The organism is Pseudoalteromonas sp. SG41-1 (assembly GCF_014164575.1).
Taxonomy (GTDB): Bacteria; Pseudomonadota; Gammaproteobacteria; order Enterobacterales; family Alteromonadaceae; genus Pseudoalteromonas; species Pseudoalteromonas rhizosphaerae.
Genome location: NZ_JACJFL010000015.1, coordinates 69,157 through 90,596 on the forward strand (window position 1 = coordinate 69,157; position 21,440 = coordinate 90,596).

At 40.0% G+C, this 21,440-nt stretch carries 24 protein-coding genes; 8 read left to right on the forward strand and 16 right to left on the reverse strand.

From position 1 onward, the window contains the following. Window positions 1-25: 25 nt before the first annotated feature. Window positions 26-616, reverse strand: a complete 591-nt coding sequence (locus H5203_RS10845) for a YjaG family protein (RefSeq protein WP_145235087.1) — start codon at window positions 614-616, stop codon at window positions 26-28. After that, entirely contained in the window at window positions 609-965 is a 357-nt protein-coding gene (locus H5203_RS10850; protein WP_145235085.1) for a DUF2007 domain-containing protein, read from the reverse strand. The genes H5203_RS10845 and H5203_RS10850 overlap by 8 nt, the downstream gene beginning before the upstream one ends. 76 nt (window positions 966-1,041) lie before the next feature. On the opposite strand from H5203_RS10850, the gene H5203_RS10855 reads away from it, so the two are divergent. From H5203_RS10855 to H5203_RS10870, 4 genes are all read left to right on the forward strand, one after another. Continuing rightward, window positions 1,042-1,449, forward strand: coding sequence for a DUF2721 domain-containing protein (locus H5203_RS10855; RefSeq protein WP_145235083.1), 408 nt, complete (start codon window positions 1,042-1,044; stop codon window positions 1,447-1,449). 50 nt (window positions 1,450-1,499) lie between these two features. Continuing rightward, the gene (locus H5203_RS10860) at window positions 1,500-3,023 is read left to right on the forward strand and encodes a DUF3369 domain-containing protein (RefSeq protein WP_145235080.1); all 1,524 of its coding nucleotides are present in this window, start codon (window positions 1,500-1,502) and stop codon (window positions 3,021-3,023) included. 120 nt (window positions 3,024-3,143) lie between these two features. Continuing rightward, window positions 3,144-4,031, forward strand: coding sequence for a LysR family transcriptional regulator (locus H5203_RS10865; protein ID WP_145235078.1), 888 nt, complete (start codon window positions 3,144-3,146; stop codon window positions 4,029-4,031). 118 nt (window positions 4,032-4,149) lie between these two features. Then, window positions 4,150-4,770 (forward strand): 2OG-Fe(II) oxygenase, encoded by a 621-nt coding sequence (locus H5203_RS10870; RefSeq protein WP_145235076.1) that lies wholly within the window; start codon window positions 4,150-4,152, stop codon window positions 4,768-4,770. 2 nt (window positions 4,771-4,772) lie between these two features. On the opposite strand, the gene ubiA is transcribed toward H5203_RS10870, so the two are convergent. Next, window positions 4,773-5,651: a 4-hydroxybenzoate octaprenyltransferase gene (ubiA, locus tag H5203_RS10875; RefSeq protein WP_145235074.1), complete on the reverse strand. Its 879-nt coding sequence runs from the start codon at window positions 5,649-5,651 to the stop codon at window positions 4,773-4,775. After that, the gene (locus H5203_RS10880; RefSeq protein WP_182819717.1) at window positions 5,648-6,193 is read right to left on the reverse strand and encodes a chorismate lyase; all 546 of its coding nucleotides are present in this window, start codon (window positions 6,191-6,193) and stop codon (window positions 5,648-5,650) included. Before H5203_RS10880 ends, ubiA begins: the two co-directional genes overlap by 4 nt. 154 nt (window positions 6,194-6,347) lie before the next feature. On the opposite strand from H5203_RS10880, the gene H5203_RS10885 reads away from it, so the two are divergent. Continuing rightward, complete coding sequence (locus tag H5203_RS10885; RefSeq protein WP_145235070.1) at window positions 6,348-6,755, forward strand: flagellar basal body-associated protein FliL; 408 nt, start codon at window positions 6,348-6,350, stop codon at window positions 6,753-6,755. A gap of 21 nt (window positions 6,756-6,776) precedes the next feature. Here the strand turns inward: H5203_RS10885 and glpG are convergent, their stop codons facing one another. The 6 genes from glpG to H5203_RS10915 all read right to left on the reverse strand — a co-directional run bounded on the left by glpG (window position 6,777) and on the right by H5203_RS10915 (window position 12,018). Then, complete coding sequence (gene glpG / locus H5203_RS10890) at window positions 6,777-7,598, reverse strand: rhomboid family intramembrane serine protease GlpG (protein WP_149981423.1); 822 nt, start codon at window positions 7,596-7,598, stop codon at window positions 6,777-6,779. Next, the gene (glpE, locus tag H5203_RS10895) at window positions 7,595-7,912 is read right to left on the reverse strand and encodes a thiosulfate sulfurtransferase GlpE (RefSeq protein ID WP_145235068.1); all 318 of its coding nucleotides are present in this window, start codon (window positions 7,910-7,912) and stop codon (window positions 7,595-7,597) included. Before glpE ends, glpG begins: the two co-directional genes overlap by 4 nt. A gap of 66 nt (window positions 7,913-7,978) precedes the next feature. Further along, window positions 7,979-9,004, reverse strand: a complete 1,026-nt coding sequence (gene tdh / locus H5203_RS10900; protein ID WP_145235065.1) for an L-threonine 3-dehydrogenase — start codon at window positions 9,002-9,004, stop codon at window positions 7,979-7,981. A gap of 53 nt (window positions 9,005-9,057) precedes the next feature. Further along, window positions 9,058-10,254 (reverse strand): glycine C-acetyltransferase, encoded by a 1,197-nt coding sequence (locus tag H5203_RS10905; RefSeq protein ID WP_182819718.1) that lies wholly within the window; start codon window positions 10,252-10,254, stop codon window positions 9,058-9,060. A 154-nt stretch (window positions 10,255-10,408) separates the two neighbouring features. After that, window positions 10,409-10,963, reverse strand: coding sequence for a D-glycero-beta-D-manno-heptose 1,7-bisphosphate 7-phosphatase (gene gmhB / locus H5203_RS10910; protein ID WP_145235061.1), 555 nt, complete (start codon window positions 10,961-10,963; stop codon window positions 10,409-10,411). After that, the gene (locus H5203_RS10915; protein WP_182718392.1) at window positions 10,960-12,018 is read right to left on the reverse strand and encodes a glycosyltransferase family 9 protein; all 1,059 of its coding nucleotides are present in this window, start codon (window positions 12,016-12,018) and stop codon (window positions 10,960-10,962) included. The genes gmhB and H5203_RS10915 overlap by 4 nt, the downstream gene beginning before the upstream one ends. Before the next feature lie 128 nt (window positions 12,019-12,146). Between H5203_RS10915 and H5203_RS10920 the strand changes: the two genes are divergently transcribed. Beyond that, entirely contained in the window at window positions 12,147-12,869 is a 723-nt protein-coding gene (locus H5203_RS10920; RefSeq protein ID WP_145235056.1) for a 3-deoxy-D-manno-octulosonic acid kinase, read from the forward strand. 3 nt (window positions 12,870-12,872) lie between these two features. On the opposite strand, the gene hldE is transcribed toward H5203_RS10920, so the two are convergent. The 3 genes from hldE to H5203_RS10935 are packed head-to-tail and all read right to left on the reverse strand — an operon-like array spanning window position 12,873 to window position 16,390. Then, window positions 12,873-14,312, reverse strand: a complete 1,440-nt coding sequence (gene hldE, locus H5203_RS10925) for a bifunctional D-glycero-beta-D-manno-heptose-7-phosphate kinase/D-glycero-beta-D-manno-heptose 1-phosphate adenylyltransferase HldE (protein ID WP_145235054.1) — start codon at window positions 14,310-14,312, stop codon at window positions 12,873-12,875. Beyond that, window positions 14,312-14,902 (reverse strand): SIS domain-containing protein, encoded by a 591-nt coding sequence (locus H5203_RS10930; protein ID WP_145235052.1) that lies wholly within the window; start codon window positions 14,900-14,902, stop codon window positions 14,312-14,314. The genes hldE and H5203_RS10930 overlap by 1 nt, the downstream gene beginning before the upstream one ends. A gap of 33 nt (window positions 14,903-14,935) precedes the next feature. Further along, complete coding sequence (locus tag H5203_RS10935; RefSeq protein WP_145235050.1) at window positions 14,936-16,390, reverse strand: capsule assembly Wzi family protein; 1,455 nt, start codon at window positions 16,388-16,390, stop codon at window positions 14,936-14,938. 153 nt (window positions 16,391-16,543) lie between these two features. On the opposite strand from H5203_RS10935, the gene waaA reads away from it, so the two are divergent. Then, complete coding sequence (waaA, locus tag H5203_RS10940) at window positions 16,544-17,842, forward strand: lipid IV(A) 3-deoxy-D-manno-octulosonic acid transferase (RefSeq protein ID WP_182819719.1); 1,299 nt, start codon at window positions 16,544-16,546, stop codon at window positions 17,840-17,842. After that, window positions 17,835-18,398: a DUF1415 domain-containing protein gene (locus tag H5203_RS10945; RefSeq protein WP_145235046.1), complete on the forward strand. Its 564-nt coding sequence runs from the start codon at window positions 17,835-17,837 to the stop codon at window positions 18,396-18,398. The genes waaA and H5203_RS10945 overlap by 8 nt, the downstream gene beginning before the upstream one ends. A 27-nt stretch (window positions 18,399-18,425) precedes the next feature. Here H5203_RS10945 and H5203_RS10950 read toward each other — a convergent pair whose 3' ends face one another. The 3 genes from H5203_RS10950 to H5203_RS10960 are packed head-to-tail and all read right to left on the reverse strand — an operon-like array spanning window position 18,426 to window position 21,408. After that, window positions 18,426-18,761: a YdbL family protein gene (locus H5203_RS10950; RefSeq protein ID WP_145235043.1), complete on the reverse strand. Its 336-nt coding sequence runs from the start codon at window positions 18,759-18,761 to the stop codon at window positions 18,426-18,428. A 9-nt stretch (window positions 18,762-18,770) separates the two neighbouring features. After that, window positions 18,771-18,953 carry a YnbE family lipoprotein gene (locus H5203_RS10955; protein ID WP_145235041.1) on the reverse strand — a complete coding sequence of 61 codons (183 nt, stop codon included), beginning with the start codon at window positions 18,951-18,953 and terminating at the stop codon, window positions 18,771-18,773. Further along, window positions 18,946-21,408, reverse strand: a complete 2,463-nt coding sequence (locus H5203_RS10960; protein WP_145235038.1) for a YdbH domain-containing protein — start codon at window positions 21,406-21,408, stop codon at window positions 18,946-18,948. Before H5203_RS10960 ends, H5203_RS10955 begins: the two co-directional genes overlap by 8 nt. Window positions 21,409-21,440 lie beyond the last annotated feature (32 nt).

The following is a 21,440-nucleotide window of genomic DNA, read 5'->3' on the forward strand; positions in this document are numbered from 1 at the left end:
ATCTCTTAATCAGAGTTTTGGTTACTTAAAGTGTAATACCAATGTTTGTTTGTCCATCAGCGATAGCATGTTGCTTTAACGCTTTCACATTTTCAGCTGTTACTCTGCCCATCTGCTCAACAAAATCAATTAACTCGCCTAACACTTCAATTTCGTATTGCATTAACGGATGTTCACGTACCGCTGTATTATCAGCCAGCTCACCTTCAACCGTTAATTGATATTCAATAAAACGCGCAACAGTCGCCTGAGAGATTTTACTAATGCTGATAAATTCTTGCTCATCTTTGGCAATTAAACCATGCATTAAACCTAATAAGGCAGTGGCGGCATCTATAGCAGGATAAGTACCGAACATATCAAAATCAGCGAGTTCTGGAACATTAGGCTCTATTTTCTCAATTTGCTTTTCAAGGCTTATTTTACTTTTCGGCAGTAAGATTTTTTCCCAACACAAATTAAGTGCACTGCGTAAAATAGCTTCGTCACCAAATCCTGTTGCTTCACTAAATAAACCATAATTAGGTAGCATGCGTTCAATTAATGCTGCTGCCAGTACCGCTTGCTGCAAATAGTTAAGCTCTCTTATACGCTGAAAATTATTCGCTTTAGTCATTATTTGGTGTCCTACAAGACCAACAAATTTCAAATGTTGGCCCATTATGCTCATTACAGTTGGGGCATACCCAATCAGGAGCGGATTGTTGTACTTGAGTGTAGTTTACCAATATTTGCCGCGCCTGGCGCTCTTTAATCACAAAAACCTGCACTCTCACTTGAGTTTGATCTAAAGGTATTTCGCCAGCAGCTCCTTGCAAGGACTCACCAAGTAACTGGCACTCAATATTGCTGTTGAGTAATAACCCTTTGACAATGTTTGCCTCTACCGCATTTGCAGCGCAATAGATTGTTAACCATTGAAATGGTGTTTGCTCTGTATTGTTGTTATTTATTCTATTTTGCAATGACAACCTCTTTTACTTTGCGATTAAATTACCCTAAGCTACTCTAAGCGAAGTAATTGTTATATAGGAAATAATCATGACCCTCACAACACCTGGACTGCTGTTCCCTGCAATCTCTTTGTTGTTATTAGCATATACCAACCGGTTTTTAGTGCTAGCACAATTAATTCGTGAACTTAACGCCCGCGAAGGAGAGACTATTCGACCATTAGTCGTTGCGCAAATAACTAACTTGAGAAAACGCATTAGACTCATTAGAACCATGCAAGTCTATGGCGTTGCATCTTTTTTAATGTGTACACTTTCAATGTTTGCATTATTTATCGAGTTTAAAACCACTGGCGTAATTTTATTTGGTATTAGCCTAGCCTGCCTTGCTCTATCGTTGTTAACCTCTTTATATGAAATACATATTTCATGTGACGCAATTGAAATTGAACTTAAAAACATTGAAAAAAAACCACTGAGCAACAAGGCAGACTAAAAAACAAGCACTATACTATTTAGGAGAATGATAAAACTAAAGGTGTAAATGTGAACGACTTTTTATTTTCAGAAAATGCCATTGAAGAGTCAGAAACTCAGTCACCACAGGCGTTTTGGAATATTCTCGTGGTCGATGATGAAGATGATATTCACCAAGTCACTAAGCTTGTGTTATCAGGATTTACTTTTGAAGATAAAGCCTTATGTTTGCACCATGCTTACTCAGCGCAAGCCGCAAAAGAATTATTACAACAAGATCTCGATTTTTCGGTTGGCCTAATTGATGTAGTCATGGAAACTAGCCATGCGGGTTTAGACCTAATAAAATTTATCCGTGATGATATCAATAACCACGACATCCGCCTTATTCTTCGAACAGGTCAACCTGGCGAAGCCCCTGAAGAAGCTGTGATACGTGAATACGACATTAACGATTACAAAAATAAAACTGAGCTGACGGCAATAAAAATGAAAACATTATTGTATTCAGCTCTGCGTTCACATCGTGATATTCAAATTATTGAGCGTCATAGAAAAGGTCTTGAAAAAATAATCAACGCTTCTAGCTCATTTTTAAAATGTGATAGTGTCCATGAATTTGCATCAACAATTTTATCCCATGTAACCAATGTTATGGGCTTAGATGACACTGAAATTTATTGTGCAGCAGCTGTTAACCAACAAACATCTCCTGCCACTGATTTTAAGCTACTGGCAGCCTCTGGTGTTGAGCCTGAACCTAATGCCAATATGATCCCCGAAGATGTAAAGCAATTATTTGTTGAGGCACACAATCGCAAATCATCCCAAAAAACCATGCATGACTACATTGGCTATTTTCCAACTCAGGCAGGCCTCGAAACAATGCTGTATGTACGTAAAGGCTCGTTATTAGGAACCACCGATTATCAACTTTTGGAGTTTTTTGCCAACAATATTGCTCTGGCTTACGATAACCTGAAATTACGCGAAATGATGAAGGATTCGCAAAAAGAGCTATCATATATTCTCGGTGAAGCCGTTGAAAAACGTTCAAAAGAAACCGGTTCACATGTTAAAAGAGTTGCGCACTATAGTGAACTGTTAGGTAAGTTATATGGCTTAAATAACTTTGAGTGTGAAGTGATAAAACTCGCCTCACCCTTACACGATATTGGAAAAATAAGTATTCCAGATCATATTCTCAATAAACCCGGTAAGCTGGATGATCAAGAGTGGGCCATTATGCAAACTCACGCCGAAGTTGGTTATGATATTCTGAAGAGTTCGAATAATGAAATCTTAAAGTGTGGTTCAATCATTGCGTATACACATCATGAAAAATGGGACGGCTCTGGCTACCCAAATCAACTTGCAGGTAAAGATATTCATATTGTTGGCCGTATTACAGCTCTAGCGGATGTTTTTGATGCCCTTGGCAGTGATCGTTGCTACAAAAAAGCTTGGCCACTTGAAGAGGTGCTCGATTTGCTCAAGGAGCAGAGTGGCAAACAGTTTGAACCTAAACTTGTGGACATATTTCTTAACAATTTAGCACTTTTTTTGGAGATAAAAGAGCGTTACCCTAACTGATAGTTGTAAAAATTATGTGAAATACACTTTTCAAATTGGGTACAATGGATTACTATCCATTAAATTAATATCAATTATGTTCGCCAGTAGTGCGGCTTACTTATACAAAGGACTATAAAAGTGAGATTTGAACAATTAGAGCAATTTGTGGCTTTAGGTCAGCTACGACATTTTCGCCAAGCGGCCGAAACAACCAAAATTAGCACCTCAGCATTGACTCGCAGCATTCAAACCTTAGAGGACGAAGTTGGCTATGAATTAGTTAAACGCTCGACCCGCTCAGTGAAACTAACAACTGAAGGTGAGCTGTTTTTAGAGTACGCACAAGACACTTTAAGCAAGCTCGAAGAAACTAAAAAGCGTTTATTCCAATCAATTAATGGCTGCGCCAATGAGAAATTGGTAATTGGCTATACCAATCATGCAAGTGCAATAGTGCCTATTTCATGTGGCCAATTTCTAGCACAATACCCTCATGTAAAAATTGAAATGCAACTACAAGAACAAAGTGAGTTGGTGCGTAAGCTACAGTTAGGTGAAATTGATATTAGCGTTTGTTCGCAAGCAGTTAATAGTATTGGCAATGACATACACTTACCTGATCAACTTATTTTATTCGTTGCAAAAAGTCATCCTCTTGCGAATAAGAACAATCTTTGCAAACAAGATTTAAACGATTACCCTATGTATAGTTGTTTTTCACAATCAAAACAAATTCAAGCTATGCTGAATGAGGCTGTCGATAGTTTGAACAAGAGCAGCAGTATAAAAGTTGGCAGTATTGAGCAAGTAATGGACGGGTTGTGTAAATCAAACCATGTTGCAATTAGCAGTATTGAACATGCAAGTTCGGTCGCAGAGAATAATAATCTGCTCCAGTTAAAAACCAATAAGAACTTAGCTCATGAGCAATTGATTGTACAAACCAGCCAGCAAGTTACTGCTGACGACCCAATAAACCAGCTCCTGTCATTAATAGAAAAGACAGCGTTATCAATTAATTCTTAAGTAACAGCATGAAAACCAAGCCTAAAGCAGAACTCTGGCTTGGTTTCTAAATCTTCAGTAGTACCTTTGCATCATTTTAAGCTAAACTACGCGCCTTCCCTGCTATATAGTACAATTAATGAGCCTTAACCTGATCCCTGGACGTTATTTAACTGACATAGAAACTCATGGCTACGCCGTGATCGAAAATATGTTTGATGAAACACTGACTAACGCGTTGATAGAAGATTGTTATTGTATCAACCCCAATTTTAAATCAGCAGGAATTGGCCGTCAGCAGGATTTACAAATAGACAAGAGTATACGCACCGACAAGACCTTTTGGTTTGATGGTAGTAGCCAAGCTCAAATTGATTATCAAAATGCGCTAGAAGATATTAGAGTAAATTTGAATCGTTATTTCTTTTTGGGTTTATTTGATTATGAGTGTCACTATGCGAAATACCAGCATGGCGACTTTTATAAAAAGCATTACGACGCATTTAAAGGGCGATCGAACCGTGTATTTACTACTGTATTTTACTTAAATACAGTGCAATCTGGTGGTGAGTTAGTGATTTACAAACCTAAAAGTAAAGACGTTGAAATCACTATTCAGCCTAAAGCTGGTACGTTCGTAATGTTTGAAAGCGAACGCTTTATGCATGAAGTACTGCCGACAATTGATAATCGCTATTCAGTTGCGGGTTGGTTTAGGAAAAACACTTCAATCAGTGGCGTCATTGATCCACCTCGCTAACACTATAGATTAAATGGCAAGGACGCCACTAAGCCAATAAAAACGACCATACCGACATAATGGTTATTTAAAAAAGCTTTAAAACAATGCTCTCTATTACGACTATGAATTAGAAATTGTTGGTAAACCAAAAAGCCACATGCCACACATAGACCAAGCCAATACGGCATTGCTAATTGACTCGTATAACCAATTAAAGCCAACAAACCTATAAATACACCATTTAGCGCAAAAATAATGATTCGATCGGCACTACCAAACAATATCGCTGTAGACTTTACGCCAATTTTCAAATCATCATCTCTGTCTACCATGGCATACATAGTATCGTAGGCCGTAGTCCACGCAATATTAGCGATAAATAACAACCAGCCAAGCAGTGGGATAGTACCTGTTGCAGCCATAAAAGCCATCGGAATAGCCCAACCAAAAGCTGCACCTAGCACTATTTGCGGTAGATTAGTGTAACGTTTCATAAATGGGTAGCTAAATGCCAATAGCAATGCCCCGACTGACAATAATATGGTTTGCCAACTGAGTAACAACACCAGTATGAAAGCAATTATGATAAGCAACAAAAATAAGCTTAATGCTTCGCCACTACTCACCAAGCCAGAAGCTAAGGGTCTTTGTGCTGTGCGTTTTACCGCGCCATCAATTTTACGATCTGCGTAATCATTAATAACACAACCTGCGCTGCGCATAACAAATACACCAAAGCTAAATACCACAAAATTAAGTAGGCTTGGCATACCATCACTTGCAAGCCACAATGCCCAATATGTAGGCCACAATAGCAATAAAGTACCGATAGGCTTATCGGTGCGCATTAACTGCTTATAATACGGTATATGAGCAATGTGCAAGGCGGCAAATTTCATAGATATAGATAAGCCTCTGGTAAAAATATTTCAGCTACTAAAAAACGGCTTTGCGCCAACGAAAACATACTGCGACGCCCCCACAAGGGTTTTACAACTACAGAGTATTGGCTAACAAGTTGCTGTACTGGGTGCTGACAATCAAAACGCGCTATTTCAATTTCGGTACGTTTTAAGTCCGGATGTTGAAAAATAACATCACCTAAAGGCCGATTACCCAGTGCCAATAATTGCTGTTGTTGCATATCATCGGTGGCAGGCAGCCAGCTTTGTGCGTATACCATAGGGATGCCATCACAAAGCAACAAAACCTCACGATTAATACCAATACGTTGTGAACAATCTAATAATTGTTGTTGTGAAATACTCAATTCAAACTCTTTCTCACTAAGCACTTTTACAGAGAATTCAACACACTGTGTTTTTAATTTAGCCGTCAGTGAGTTGGGCTCAAGTAGCCAGTCTTGCTCGTTACAAGACAAAGAATTGATTGATGTACCTAACTGCCAATCCGCAGTTACAGAAACAGGAAATGTGATCACGATAACTCTATTTAATAATAACCCTTTAAATGATACCACTGCCCGCGTCGGGGAAAAAGTGATGATTAATGAATATAATAGCTGCATCAGCCTGTATCTTAGCCATTATTACGTATAGACTAATAACAATTAATTACAGGGCTCTCTACTGAATATGAAAAAAACGCTTTACGCTGGCATATTAATTAGCACTTTCTTTATTAGCTTGTTTAGCAGCTTTGCAAGCAAAGCTGAATCAACTGTGGGCTACTTTGGTTTCGAACCCGATATCATTACCAACTATATTGGTCAGAGTAATAAAAAGTTAGGTTATGTGCGTATTACTGTAGATTTAATGCTCAGTGATATGTCAAACATTGCTATTGTTGAGCATCACACCCCGTTACTTAGAGATGCATTGGTAGAAATTTTATCAAAAGAGCCTGAAGAAAAAATTAAATCACTCACCGGCCGTGAAGAGATCAGAAAGCGTTGTGCCGAAAAACTCAAAACCCTGTTAAAACAAGAAACAGGGCAAGAGATCATTCGCGAAGTATTATTTACTAAATATTTATATCACTAAGTACTTATATAACTGAGTATCTTAAGCTGTTTTTTTAGTAAACAATTGAGCGGTAAACGCGTAAGCCATACCGCTTAATAGCCCACCTAAGTGCGCCCAGTTAGCCATACTTACAAACAACATGTCAGCAAAGCCTAGTACCAGCCAAATCAGCATAAAACCAATAATACCATTAGTTACTAAAGCCGGTTGTTGCGGGTTCAATGCCCGATGGATCCAACAAAACCCAAGTAAACCATAAACAACGCCACTTAAGCCGCCAAAGTTAGGGCCAACCATAATAAACTCAGCCCAATTACTAAATAGCGCGGTCACTAAAAAAAGACCTACTAAAGTACTTTTACCACTGAGCTTTTCAATACCATCGCCTAGCATGATCCACCACATAATATTAAACACTAAGTGCACAGCAGTAAAATGCACAATTGCAGGTGTAAGCCAAGTTAATGGTTGATCGGGTTTAAACTGTAATACGCTATAAATTGACTCAAAGCCACCGAGTAAGAAGGCAATGTAAATACCTACACATAATAAAGTGACCGTTTGGTTTAACCAGCTCAATGCTTTAAAGCGTGCTTTTAAATTTAATTCTTGGCCTTGATAGCTCAACGGTGACTGCGTACTTCCTACTTGCCAAGATGCCTCTTGATAACGGGCATGATTGGGGTTTTCTACAAACGCTTGCCATAATGGCTGAGCTTGATGGAAATGCTCTGGGGCAACACAAATAATTACCGTTTTTCCATCTTGCGATCGAAGCTCGCCCTGTAAGCCTTGGCTTTTTATATAATCAATAAAGCCTTGTGCTGCACGTGGATTATTTATACTACCCAGTTCGATCATCGTTCCACTTGCTCCGGCAATTGGGTTTCCCACTGGGTAAAACCACCATCCATACTGTATACATCTTCAAAGCCTTGCTCAGCTAAGTAGCTGGCTGCGCCTTGTGAGCTCATACCATGATAACAAACAATAATAATTGGCTGATCAAACTCTTTGTTCATCATAAATTCGCCAATATTGGCATTTGATAAATGCTCTGAACCCGGAATATGCCCTGCTTGATACGAATTAGGATCGCGAATATCAGCAATCACGACATCATCTTTATTAAGTAGTGCTTGAGTTTCGGTAATTGAAATATGCTTAAATGCCATAGTACTCTCTTATAATTACAAAAAAGGCGACAAATGCCGCCTTTAATTCTCTTAACAAGTGGATAATTAATTCCAGTTAAGAATTACTTTCCCCGATTGGCCTGAAATCATCATATCAAAGCCAGCTTGGAAGTCATCTATTGAATATTGATGAGTGATGATTGGGTTTAGATCGAGCCCTGACTGAATAAGACTGGCCATTTTGTACCAGGTCTCAAACATTTCACGGCCATAAATCCCTTTGATCACTAAGCCTTTAAAAATCACTTGGTTCCAATCAACCGCCATATCAGATGGTGGAATACCTAGCATGGCAATTTTACCACCGTGATTCATGTTATTTAACATGCTATTAAATGCAACCGGTACGCCTGACATTTCTAGACCAATATCAAAGCCTTCTGTCATACCAAGCTCTTTAATAATATCTTCAAGCTTTTCATTAGCCACATTAACTGCACGCGTTGCGCCCATTTTACGCGCAAGGTCTAATCGGTATTCATTGACATCGGTGATCACTACATGACGTGCGCCAACATGTTTTGCAACTGCAGCAGCCATAATACCAATTGGGCCTGCACCTGTGATCAAGACATCTTCACCCACTAAATCGAATGACAGTGCTGTGTGTACTGCATTACCGAATGGGTCAAAAATAGAAGCTAACTCATCACTGATATTGTCTGGAATTTTAAATGCATTAAACGCTGGGATCACTAAATACTCGGCAAAAGCCCCCTCGCGGTTAACACCTACACCAGTGGTGTTACGGCATAAATGAACACGCCCAGCGCGACAGTTACGACAATGGCCACAGGTAATATGCCCTTCGCCCGATACTCGGTCACCAACACTAAAACCGCGAACTTCTTGACCCATATCAACCACTTCACCGACATATTCATGACCTACTACCATAGGCGTAGGAATGGTGTTTTGCGCCCACTCATCCCACTTATAAATATGTACGTCAGTACCACAAATAGCGGTTTTACGAATTTTGATTAATAAATCGTTATGCCCAACTTCAGGTTTTGGCGCATCCGTCATCCAAATACCTGGTTCTGCTTTTAATTTAGATAATGCTTTCATGAATCACACTCAATAAAAAACCGCTGCGAAGGCAACGGTTTAAAATAAATTACTTAGATAATGCCCATTTCTTTACCAATACGGGTAAAGGCGTCAATTGCGGTATCTAATTGCTCAATTCTGTGCGCAGCAGAAATTTGTGTACGAATACGCGCTTGGCCTTTTGGCACCACTGGGAATGAAAAACCAGTGACGTAAATGCCTTCTGCTAATAACTTATCAGCCATTGCCGACGCAACTTTAGCATCACCTAACATTACTGGAATAATCGCGTGATCTTTACCCGCACAGGTAAATCCAGCCGCTTCCATTTGCTCACGGAAGTATTTAGCGTTTGACCATAACTTAGCACGCAATTCACTGCCATTTTCGAGCATTTCTAATACTTTGATTGATGCTGTAACGATTGAAGGCGCTAATGAGTTTGAGAATAAATATGGGCGAGAGCGCTGGCGTAACCATTCAACTATTTCTTTTTTACCTGATGTATAACCACCCGATGCACCGCCAAGCGCCTTACCTAAAGTGCCGGTAATAATATCAACACGGTCTAGCACGTTGCAGTACTCAGGTGTGCCTTTGCCGTTTTCACCGACAAAGCCAACGGCATGAGAGTCATCAACCATAACAAGTGCATTGTATTTATCAGCAAGGTCACAGACCGCTTCAAGATTACAAATAACCCCATCCATTGAGAACACACCATCGGTGGCGATTAATTTTGTTTTTGCACCCGCTTCATCGGCAGCAATCAATTGCTTTTCAAGATCTGCCATATCATTATTTGCATAACGGAAGCGCTTTGCTTTACATAAACGAACGCCATCAATGATAGAAGCATGATTTAACGAATCAGAGATAATCGCATCATCAGCGCCTAAAATTGTTTCAAATAAACCGGTATTGGCATCAAAACATGATGAATATAAAATCGTGTCTTCAGTTTCTAAAAATTCACTGATCTTCTTCTCTAATGTTTTATGAATGTCTTGTGTACCACAAATAAACCGTACTGACGCAACACCAAAGCCATGGTCATTTAAGCCGTTTTGTGCAGCCTGGATCAGCTCAGGGCTATTCGCTAAACCTAAGTAATTATTTGCACAGAAGTTAATAACTTTATCACCAGAAGCAACTTGAATTTGTGCTTGCTGCTGCGAAGTAATAATACGCTCATTTTTATATAAGCCTTCGGCTTTTACATCTTCAATTTGCTGCTGAAGCTGAGTAAAAAACGCAGATGCTCTCATCTGTAATCTCCAAATTATTGAACGGGGTGAGCGTACTTAAGTTAACACGGCTCATCTTTGTGGCTATTGTAAAAGTTTAGTCAAACAAATGCACTGTTTGTAGTTCATCGCAGAAATAAGGAACTGACAACTTATGCTGCCAGTTTACATTGAGCTATAGCAGTATTGAGGGTAAGTCTGCTAACGAATCACAAACATGATCTGCCGAGTCGATGGCTACCGCATCAAACTCCTGCCCGGATCGTACAAGCACCCGAGTGCCAATAACCGCTTTACTTGCCGCTTGCATGTCGCTTAGTTTGTCTCCAACCATAATGCTGCCAGCTGGATTGATATGATGATCAGCGATGCCTTGCAGTAACATGCCCGGAGCTGGTTTACGACAATCACACTCTTTGAGGTATTCGGGTAATGCTTTTTTCGGGTGGTGTGGGCAAAAGTAAACATCTGTCACCTTTACTTGATGCGCAGCAAATTGGGCTATCATCCACTGTGTTAGAGCGTGAAAATCCGCCTCTGAATAGTAACCACGGCCAATACCAGATTGATTAGTCACTATGATCAGTTTATAGCCTGCATCAGCAAACGCCTTACATGCAGTAAATACGCCTGGCACAAATTCAAATTTATCCGACTCATAAACATAACCATGATCGATATTAACCACGCCATCACGGTCTAAAAATAAGGCTTTATTGATATTGCTCATAATTGCTCTTTCTCAACCACAAGGTCAAACATCAAAGCTACTTCATCAACACTTATTTGGCTCATTAGATCACTGCCTTTAACCCGCGTACCCCAAGGTAATCGCTCAGCGGTTTTACCAGTTTGCTTGAGTAAGTTTTGGTGATATACCTCAACCACGTAATTTTGATATAAATAGGGTCCAGTGCGTTTCGGGTTTGAGTGGGCATATAAACCAATAACGGGAGTGCCTACGGTGACGGCCATATGAGCAGGGCCTGTATCAGGTGCTAATACCAATGCAGCTCGTTTAAGTACGCAAAGCAACTCTTTGAGTTTGGTTTTACCCACTAAATTAAGGATTGGCGTTGTAGTGGCTGCAATAATGTCATCACTGAGCGTCACTTCAAGCTCTGTCGGGCCACCCGTAATCACCACATGAAACCCTTGCTTGTAGGCATGTTCTGCAAGCTTAGCATAGCGTTCAGCCAGCCAATTGCGTTCTTTTTTACTGGCAGCTGGAGAAATCACAAAAATTCGCCCCTCTAATCGCTCCGTACCAAGTAATTCATCAGCATTACTTTGATCATGTTCGCTGACTGGCATTTGCCAGTTTGGTTGATAATCAGGTACACCTATCGCCTGCGCAAAGCCTTTAAAGCCTTCTAACACATGAGCCTGCTGCTGTGGTGCAATGCGCTGGTTAATAAACAAGCTATGCAATTCTTTTGAGCGCGCCCAATCAAAACCAATTTTAACTTTTGCAGGAATACAACGCGCCACTAAGTTAGCTCGAAGTGCCACTTGCATATGCAGCAACACATCAAACTTACGCCCTTTAAATTGTTGTTTTAATTGCTGATAGGCTGCTTTGCCTTGTTTTTTATCAAACACCACCAGCTCAACACCGGGTAAATCAGCTAGTAACATGGCTTCAATTTTGCCGACCACCCAGGTAACTTTTGCATTGGGGTGCGCTTTTTGAATTGCCTGCACTGCAGATACGCCATGGCAAACATCACCAATTGCTGAGAGTCTTAAAATACAAATATCTGAATAGGTGGTTGAGTCAGTCACAGGTGTCCTTTGCTTTATGCTGGATAATTATCATGATCTTAAATTAACCACCCACTATTGCAAGCACTTATGCTCGGCTTTAAAACAGGTTAAGATAGCACTATCACCTGCAATAAAATAAGTACGCCATGTTTAACCAGCAAACCATCAATGAACACATTATTTTAAGCCATCCTGAGCATAGTGCCGAAATTAGCTTAAATTGGTTTGATAATGAATATTGGCAGCAGCAAGGAAAAATTGTCGGCGCCAAAAAAGGTCGCGCAACTGCATGGTTTTTCTGCCATAACGGGCTAACAGCAGTGCTCAGGCATTATTGGCGTGGCGGTTTAGTGGGTAAAGTGCTAAGTGATCAATATGTGTTTTTTGGACTGGAAAAAACCCGTGTTTACCAAGAGTTTTCATTAATGATGAAACTGTGCGAATTAGGTCTAAATGTACCAAAGCCGATTGCAGCTAAAATATCGCAAGCTGGCTTAATTTACCGTGGCGATATAATTACTCAAGCTGTTGCAGGCGCACAAAGTGTGCTTGATATATTAAAACAACGTCCCTTTAGCGCACAAGAGTTAATTAAAGTAGCACACACGATTGCGGATTTTCATAATCATGGGGTGTATCACGCTGATTTGAATATTAACAACATTCTATTTGATGAAACGGGCGAGATATACATTATTGACTTTGACCGCGGTGAACTAAAACTCCCCGCCAGTAATTGGCAACAAGCTAATATGACCCGCCTTGCTCGTTCGTTTCATAAAGAGCAAGGCCGAAATAAAGTAATGCATTGGCAAACTACAGACTGGCAGCAGTTACACACAGCATACCAGTCCACTCTTAAAATATAGCCGTTAAGCCTTTATTTTACTGATCACTTTTGACGTAGAGCAGCCATTTAAAAACTCAAGTACTTCAACTTTTCCGCCATGGCGAAGTACATGATCAGCGCCTGCAATTTGTTCAACAGTGTAATCTCCACCCTTTACTAAGATATCAGGACTGATCAGCTCAATTAATTTAGCGGGTGTATCGTTTTCTTCAACTGCACCAAATGGAATTACCCAATCAACTGATGCCAAAGCGCTCAGCACCATAGCACGCTCATCAAGCGGGTTAATAGGGCGCTCAGGACCTTTTAAACGCGTTATTGATTCATCATTATTTAAACCGACGACTAGACGATCTCCACGTGCTTTGGCTTGTGCTAAGTAACGCACATGCCCAGCATGTAAAATGTCAAAACAACCATTGGTGAACACGATAGTTTCACCATTTTGCTTTGCAAACTCAATATGCTGAAGCACATCATCAAATGGGGTTTGATAATGCTCGCCGGTTTTTTGTAAGTATTGACCTAACTTACGACTTAACTCTTCAGGCGATACCGTGGCTGCCCCTAATTTACTCACTGCAATTCCAGCCGCAAGGTTAGCAATTTCCACAGCATCTTTAGGCTGCATTCCTGCACCTAACATCACCGCCAGAGTTGCAATAACAGTATCACCAGCGCCAGTAACATCACTGACTTCAAGCTGTTGCGCTGCAAAATCGTGTTTTTCATCGGCACTAATAAGTGACATACCTTGCTCTGAGCGAGTCAATAGCATGGCCGCGATCCCTGCATTGCTGATCAGTGCTCGAGCACTGTCTGCTAAATGCTGTTCCGAATCTGTTTTACCACCGGCAAGCTTGAATTCATTCAAGTTAGGAGTAATAAAATCAGCACCGCGATATAAGTTTAAGTCTGAGGATTTAGGATCAATTAGAACTGTTTTTCCAGCACCTTTAGCAAGTTTTATCATTTGCTGGATCAAGCTTAATGAGCCTTTGTTATAATCTGAGAACAAGACAAAGTCGTACTCATCTAATACTAATTCCAGACGGTTTAAAAGTAGTTGACTGTGTTGCTCAGTAAACATCTCTTCTAAGTCAAGTCTAACGACTTGTTGATGACGGCTAATCACACGCATTTTTGAAATAGTTGGCAAATCACAAACACTGACTAATTGTGAATCTATACGTTCATCAGCAAGAATTCGCTCTAATATTTGGCCGCTTTCATCTTCACCAATTAAACCCAACAAGCCAACTTTACCATCTAAACGGGCAATATTTTTTGCCACGTTTGCGGCGCCACCGGCTTTATCTTCAAATTTACTTACTTTAACTATAGGCACAGGTGCTTCTGGCGATATGCGCCCTGAATCACCATGCCAATAACGGTCAAGCATCACATCCCCAACCACTAATATTTTAGCGTTAGACAGTTTTTTTAATAACGCTAAATCCATTAACTCTGCCCCGCTACAACCATATCAATGGCTTCACATAACCAATGACCAATAAACATATGTGCTTCTTGAATACGTGCGGTTTCGTCATCTTTAATAATAATGGATAATTTAGCGATATCTTTTACTTTACCGCCATCGCGGCCTGTAAATGCAACTGTATAAGCACCTATTTCATTTGCAGCAGCTAACGCTAAATTAATATTAGCGCTAGTACCAGAGGTAGTTAAACCAATCACTAAATCCTCAGGCTTACATAACGCAAGAACTTGACGCTCAAAAACTGTGTCAAAGTGATAGTCATTACTATGCGCAGTTAAGATGGAAGTGTCGGTTGTTAGCGCCATAGATGCTAATGGGCCACGTTCTAATTTGTAGCGTACGACGAACTCTGCTGCTAAATGCTGAGCATCTGCTGCGCTGCCACCATTACCAAACCAAACTACTTTTCCACCAGCTTGCAAAGTACTGTGGCAAACTTCAAGCAATTGCATTACTTGAGGGTGATATGTTTCCATCGTTTCAAACAATACTTGGTGACGGGTTAAACTTTCAAGGTAGCTGCTCGCTACAGAATCAATATTAGACATGGGTAATCCTCTCAAAATTAGTCTGACTAGCTACTACCAAAAAAGTGCCACTGACAACCACGTATAGTTATCACCAAATACATCTTCGCCGTAAGTTAAAGTTGTTTCAATATTATATTCTTGCCACTTTCGGTTGTTACTAATTTGTAATTCAATGCCTTGCTCGTAATGCGCACTCTCATTACCATAATCATTAATATAGCCGCTTTCATTATCAATTAAAGTAAATTTTGCACGCCAAAATGAACCTGTGGTGGCAGCATAAGCGGCTTCTATACTATGAATGTTCGACGGCACACCATCACCGAAATAACGCTGATCGGCAGCATAATGCCCTACTACATAACCATCATTAGTATTACCAAACGTCGGGTATATGTAATTCTTATACCAAAGACTATGCATGTTAGTATATTCATAGCGAAGTGATAAACCATTAGTTAATTGAGGTAAAAATACCCCATAGCTATATACAATATTACCAAATTGGTAGTTTTGGTGCTCTTTAGTATCTTCACCACCATACTCAAAATAAAGCTCTGTTGGTATTCCCCAATTAAAGTTCACAACACTTGTTATTGAAGCAAACTGGTCGCCAAGCTCATTATCAGGACCTCCAGCAAGTTCGCTATTATCATTTCCAGCCGGATCAAAAAATGCTTTAACTACATCGCTAAAGCCAACATCGCGAGGCCCACCACCAAATTGCATCATACGATTAATGCCGATTTTCCAACCCTCTACAGGCTCTAAACTAATATGTGTGCCAGCTAAACGAGGTGTGCCATCATGTAATTCATTTTGATATAATATGCCTTTTTCAACATGCTCAAGCTCAGAATAGTAAAGCTCAAAATCAAAGTTCCACCAATTATGAGCTGGTGCCACCATCCCTAATGAAATAGATGGCGAGGTACGGGCATTAGTAGAAACAATCTGAGCTGATTGTTTGAACGGCGAAAACCAATGCTCTTTGTAACCAATATTTAACTGCAAGTCATCGCCAGCAAAGCTGACAAAACTATTATAATTAATAAATTTATTTTGCTTCGCGCGATAATCGACACCTACTTGCATCAAGGTATAGTCATTAGGACGCCAAATACCCTCAAAGAATACTTGCCCCCACTCATCAGAGCTCAAACCACGTTGATTGGCAAGTTTGGTTGCATTGCTGCCATCAGCACGCACCTTAACACCTACTCGAGTAATATTATCGCTGCCTTGATAAGGCTTAATTTTAGCACGTATTTCCGCGACTAAACTTGGCTGTGCATTTTGCAATTTAGTAAGTGCCGCTTCAACTTTCTTTAGGCGATAAGGCTTTGTCATCGGTGTGCCTGACGTCAATGCAAATAACGTATCGAGTTGATGATCAAGCTGTGCATCCATGCCAATTGGTAAGTAAGCAGTTGGTGTTGCAAGTGAAGGCAATGCGCAACTCATAAAACTGGTTAATACCACGGCTTTTATCAATTTGAATTTCATAACGACTATATTTTTCATTAAGGGACGCAAATATTACCAAATTAGCCGTAACTAAACACCCAAAACTCTCTATTCTAACGCTTTTTAACAATTTCGCATTTTGCTTAAAGTGTATCCGCGTTATCATTAGTGTTTATAATTCGAGGCTGAAAAATGGCACGCTTTTTTTATTCACTGATTCTTTATTTGCTAAGTCCTCTCATAACCTTTTATTTATATATACTTAGAGGTAAAAAGAACGCAGGTTATCGCGCGCACTTTGCTGAACGATTTGGCTTCATTACAGTAAAAAACATCTCACAAGAAAGTACAGTATTAAAAGATGATCTAATTGTGATCCATTGCGCTTCAGTTGGTGAAGTACTTGCTGCAACGCCTTTGCTTAAAGAGCTACAATACCAGCAGCCAAGTAACTCATTTATGATAACCTGTAATACCCCTACAGGCCGTGAACAAATACATAATAATTTTAAAGACTCGGTACAGTGCGTCTATTTACCTATTGATTACCCTTGTGCTACAGCGCGCTTTTTAAAGCGTGTTAAACCCACGTTAATGTGTATTTTAGAAACCGAACTTTGGCCTAATCTTATGGCGCAGTGCAAACAACAGAATATTCCTGTACTGGTACTCAATGCGCGGCTTTCAGCAAAATCACAACAGGGTTATCAAAAAGTAGCGCCATTAACTAAGGTTATAATGCAATCAATTACCGCTTTAGCTAGTCATAATCATGAAGACGCTAAACGCTTTATTGAGCTTGGCCTCAATGAGCAAAAAGTGCATATTACTGGCTCAATTAAATTTGATATAAAGCCAACTAGCGAGCAGTTAGACAAAGTCGACACCCTAAAAAGCCAATACAATAATCAGCGTTTTATCTGGGTTGCCGGTTCCACGCACCCTAATGAGCATGAGCTGATATTAGCTGCTCAGCAGCAGCTGCTAAAACAGATTCCAGATGCACTGCTAGTTATTGCGCCGCGCCACCCAGAACAATTTGATAAGGTCGCCACATTGCTTGAAGACTCACCATTGAGCTTTAGCCGCCGCAGTAAAAATAACTATCAAAGCGAGCAAGTACTCCTTGCTGATACTTTAGGTGAATTGCAATGTTTATATGGTATGGCCAACATCAATTATATTGGCGGCAGTTTAATTGCACGTGGCGGGCATAACCCTCTCGAGTCAGCGGCATTTTCTGTCGGTGTTTTAACAGGCCCGCATACCTATAATTTCAACCATGTTTACCCTGAACTGATTGCATCAGGTGGGTGTATACAAGTAAGCGATACAAAGAAGTTAGCGGAGCAACTATACGAGCTTCATCAGCAACCAGCGTTTTGCCAGCAGCTAGGTCTACAGGCAGCACAATGTGTTGCTAACAACCAAGGCGCCATCGCGAAAACGATCACCATCATTAATAAATTTTTAGAGCCACACAATGACTGAACAAACAAAATTAACCTTACCAGAACAACAAACCCGCTTATGGGTAGCTAATGTCATTGTTAAATATAACTTTTGCCCCTTTGCCCGTAAAGAAGTTGAAAATAATTGCATTCATTATCAAACTAGCCAAGCAACCAGCATTGATGATGCTGTGATGGAGATGATCGAACAATGTATTGAACTTGATCAACAACCGACTCGAGAGACTACATTATTGATGTTTGAACAAGGCTTTACTGACTTTGAGGAATTTTTAGATTTAGTGGATTTAGCCAATGCGCTATTAGTTGCCCAAGGCTTTGAAGGTAAATATCAAATAGCCAACTTTCATCCTGACTATGTGTTTGCCGATAGTGATGACAATGATGCAGCAAATTACACTAACCGCGCGCCTTTTCCTACCTTACATCTAATTCGTGAGGCTAGTATGAGTGCAGCACTTGATGATTATAATGAACCTGAATCAATTCCAGATCACAACATCAATTTAGCTCGCCGAAAAGGCATCGACTTTTGGCAACAATTACTTGCTGGATGCAAAAAGCCGAGCGCTTAGTCACTCAGCTTTTAGCAAAAAGGAATGTTACTTTTTAACCCATTCTCCGTTCACTTCAACAAAGTGACCCGATTGGGTTTTCTCAATCGTTTTAGCAGCTGCCAGCGCTTCTACTTGAGAAAGCGACAAGTTGTTCTTTTTAGCGAGCTTTAAATATTGTGCTTTACGTTTTGCATTAATTTCATCAACCACCGCTTTTGCCTCTGCATTTTGCACCACAAGCCCTAAATAGCCCGAGCTATCCTCACCTACTAGCCCTTGATTTTTTGCATCATCTAACGAAATGGCCCAAGCCGAAAACGACAAACACACCGCACTTAATAAAGTGACAATGCTTAGTTTTTTATTTTTTACTATATTCATACTTGCTCCTTAAAATAATTCGCTGTCATCACTAAATAAACTGTCGAGTTCTTTATCAACTTTTACGCGGATTTCATGATCGACCTTAACATTTAAGTTAATTGTTATAGGCTCCTTGGCGGCCACCTCAACACGATGCGTACATGCACTGAGTAATCCCAATGCGGTCAATATAACTAACCATTTAGTCATTATTACTTCCTCTTGTTGAATACTCTTGTTCAACTTTTTGCGTAATTTCATCACTTAAGCGCAGTGCTCGTAATAGTGTGAACACGTTTTCTTCATGATTATAGTTAAAATTAACTTGCTGTGCTTGCTGTTGATTATACCCTTGCAAATTAACGCCTAAGGTCATCCAGCCGTCAGGTTTTAAGTTAACACTACTTTTAATACTCTGAATATCTAAATTTTCAAGCAAGCCAAGTATAGGCCCTAACTCTTGTTGTTGAGCCTTTACCGAATTAAAAGCTGCATTATCAGTGATAAGTAATTTAGCAGCACCTTGATTAACAAGCTGCCCACCTTTAACCTCAATACCCGCTTTTGTGAAGTAAACAGGCAAGTGTCCAGCTACATTTCCAGTTAAGCTAATACCCGATTTAGCATCAAGGGTAATGACCTTGCTAGCATCTATATTGTCAAATGTAACTAATGCTTGTTGCGGCTCTTCTGTAAGGCGATATTTATCCAGCAAAAAATGCCCTCCCATAACCTTCCCTGTAAGCTCCGTAACAGCAAGTTCATTTGCCCGCACTTGCCAAAACCCTGTTAGCTGCTTCACCACAGCACCAGCTCGTAATTCATTTAGTTCAAATGTAGAAGGCACAACATTAAGCTGCCCTGAATCATAACGACCTATAAATTGAGTATTAAAATGCTTAGCAAGGTAATCTGTGTATAAACCACTTACACCGACTACCTGTAAAGAGAGATCGGCCTGTTGCAGATTAATATCACCAGCAATACGGCCACTGACTTTACCATCAGTTAAGGTTGCAAGCGGCACAAATTGATGAAGCAGTGGGTTAAGCTTAGTAACTAACTGCTCTGAAATTATCACCTCAAATGGATGAGCTGTGCTTGTTATATTATGCATTGCTACAAGCTCTATCCCTTCTACATATATATGATGAGATGCTTGCAAGGCACGACTTTGTAAACCTGTTGAGCTTATGCGAATGTCGTTAAGTCGTAACTCTTCGGTTTGTAGCTTGGCTAACTTTGTTTCACTGGTTAAATCAAAAAACAATTCCCCTGCTGACAAACTTCCTGCAGCAGTTAGCTGATTCGTCAGCTGAGATAGTTTAATACTCCTCATATTAACAGTATCAATCTGACTCGATAAGCTAGCGGTTAAGTATTGATTACTTTGTAGCTTCGCCTTAAAAGTTGCTTGGTAATTATCAATGCCAATATCATGCACTTTTAATTGCCCCAGCGCTAATTGTGCTGACAATTCGAGAGCAGGCTGTGCAGCCAATATGCTATTTATTGAAAAATGCCCTTGTGCACTAATATGCTGCGCATCAACATCGATAAAATCAGGCAGCGTAGCCACTTTTAACTGATAGTTACCATCAATATCACTGCTAACAACACTCGCGGCTATATCTAATAATGCAATATCATCACTCGAAAACGACAACGCGAATTGTGCCAATAGGGTTTCTAAAGGATTCTTTATATCAACCGCTAACTGTTTAACATTCATTAGCAGTTGTGATCCTGCCTGCAATGTTAGCTGATCTAATGTCAATTGAGTGTCTTGCACAATGATCTTACTAGGTAAAACTAATCGCCAATTTAACGGTATTTGCCGAGTAACAAATTGCTGCTGTGCATCATCATCGATAACACCACCCAAACTTTGTAAACACTCATTTTTGCCATTGAGTGTTGTTGCTAATTGCTGAGCATCTAGGGTTAATGTTTTTGAATTTAAGTTATAGTGACTACTGACTTTGCCACTACTTTTAATTGTCATCGAGCAGGTATTAATGGCGTAAGTGAAATCAGCACCTAACTGAGTGTCTATATCGAGTGCAATACCATCAAAAACGAACCTATGTTGGCTAGTTAAATTAAGTCCTGCAATCGAGTTTACAGTCGCAGCCTTAAATGTAGAAAGTAGTCGCTCATCAAGCTCAATATTTCCTGCCAGCTTGGTATTTTTAACGTCAACCTCAGCTTTTACATCACCAGTAACAACAAACTCATTTAACATCGGCTCATTTATGCTGATAATAAGTGGCTTTTTTAATTGAGACTGAGTGATCACTAAACGTTTTAGGTGTAACAACGGGCGAGCTTGCGGTAGCGCCAAAGCAAGCTTTTTAGCCACACTAGGCTCAGTCGAAGAATCATGGTTTACCAGTATTAAATTTGCACGGTTAACCGTGATGTTTTGAGTATTGGCCGTAATATCAGCTAATTCAAGCAACTGCCCTTGATAGCCAATACATGCTCGCTGTACATGGAGATCCAGATTGGTTGTTAACGACCAATCCAAACAATGCAGTTCAACTCCAGCTTGATGCAGTGGAGGAGCAACAAAATGCAAGGTGATCGGCATGCGAAAAATATAGCCAAGTGAAAGTACACTTAGCACTAGAATTAATAACCCCCAACCTACACGCTTAAACATATTATCCTTAAAATACCTTTGACCTTTGACCT

Excerpts from the sequence above, each read along its gene's own strand:
- H5203_RS10845 (WP_145235087.1), bottom strand. The coding sequence starts at position 616 with ATGACTAAAGCGAATAATTTTCAGCGTATAAGAGAGCTTAACTATTTG.
- H5203_RS10855 (WP_145235083.1), top strand. The coding sequence starts at position 1,042 with ATGACCCTCACAACACCTGGACTGCTGTTCCCTGCAATCTCTTTGTTG.
- H5203_RS10870 (WP_145235076.1), top strand. The coding sequence starts at position 4,150 with ATGAGCCTTAACCTGATCCCTGGACGTTATTTAACTGACATAGAAACT.
- ubiA (WP_145235074.1), bottom strand. The coding sequence starts at position 5,651 with ATGAAATTTGCCGCCTTGCACATTGCTCATATACCGTATTATAAGCAG.
- H5203_RS10885 (WP_145235070.1), top strand. The coding sequence starts at position 6,348 with ATGAAAAAAACGCTTTACGCTGGCATATTAATTAGCACTTTCTTTATT.
- glpG (WP_149981423.1), bottom strand. The coding sequence starts at position 7,598 with ATGATCGAACTGGGTAGTATAAATAATCCACGTGCAGCACAAGGCTTT.
- glpE (WP_145235068.1), bottom strand. The coding sequence starts at position 7,912 with ATGGCATTTAAGCATATTTCAATTACCGAAACTCAAGCACTACTTAAT.
- tdh (WP_145235065.1), bottom strand. The coding sequence starts at position 9,004 with ATGAAAGCATTATCTAAATTAAAAGCAGAACCAGGTATTTGGATGACG.
- H5203_RS10905 (WP_182819718.1), bottom strand. The coding sequence starts at position 10,254 with ATGAGAGCATCTGCGTTTTTTACTCAGCTTCAGCAGCAAATTGAAGAT.
- gmhB (WP_145235061.1), bottom strand. The coding sequence starts at position 10,963 with ATGAGCAATATCAATAAAGCCTTATTTTTAGACCGTGATGGCGTGGTT.
- H5203_RS10920 (WP_145235056.1), top strand. The coding sequence starts at position 12,147 with ATGTTTAACCAGCAAACCATCAATGAACACATTATTTTAAGCCATCCT.
- hldE (WP_145235054.1), bottom strand. The coding sequence starts at position 14,312 with ATGGATTTAGCGTTATTAAAAAAACTGTCTAACGCTAAAATATTAGTG.
- H5203_RS10930 (WP_145235052.1), bottom strand. The coding sequence starts at position 14,902 with ATGTCTAATATTGATTCTGTAGCGAGCAGCTACCTTGAAAGTTTAACC.
- H5203_RS10935 (WP_145235050.1), bottom strand. The coding sequence starts at position 16,390 with ATGAAATTCAAATTGATAAAAGCCGTGGTATTAACCAGTTTTATGAGT.
- waaA (WP_182819719.1), top strand. The coding sequence starts at position 16,544 with ATGGCACGCTTTTTTTATTCACTGATTCTTTATTTGCTAAGTCCTCTC.
- H5203_RS10945 (WP_145235046.1), top strand. The coding sequence starts at position 17,835 with ATGACTGAACAAACAAAATTAACCTTACCAGAACAACAAACCCGCTTA.
- H5203_RS10950 (WP_145235043.1), bottom strand. The coding sequence starts at position 18,761 with ATGAATATAGTAAAAAATAAAAAACTAAGCATTGTCACTTTATTAAGT.
- H5203_RS10955 (WP_145235041.1), bottom strand. The coding sequence starts at position 18,953 with ATGACTAAATGGTTAGTTATATTGACCGCATTGGGATTACTCAGTGCA.
- H5203_RS10960 (WP_145235038.1), bottom strand. The coding sequence starts at position 21,408 with ATGTTTAAGCGTGTAGGTTGGGGGTTATTAATTCTAGTGCTAAGTGTA.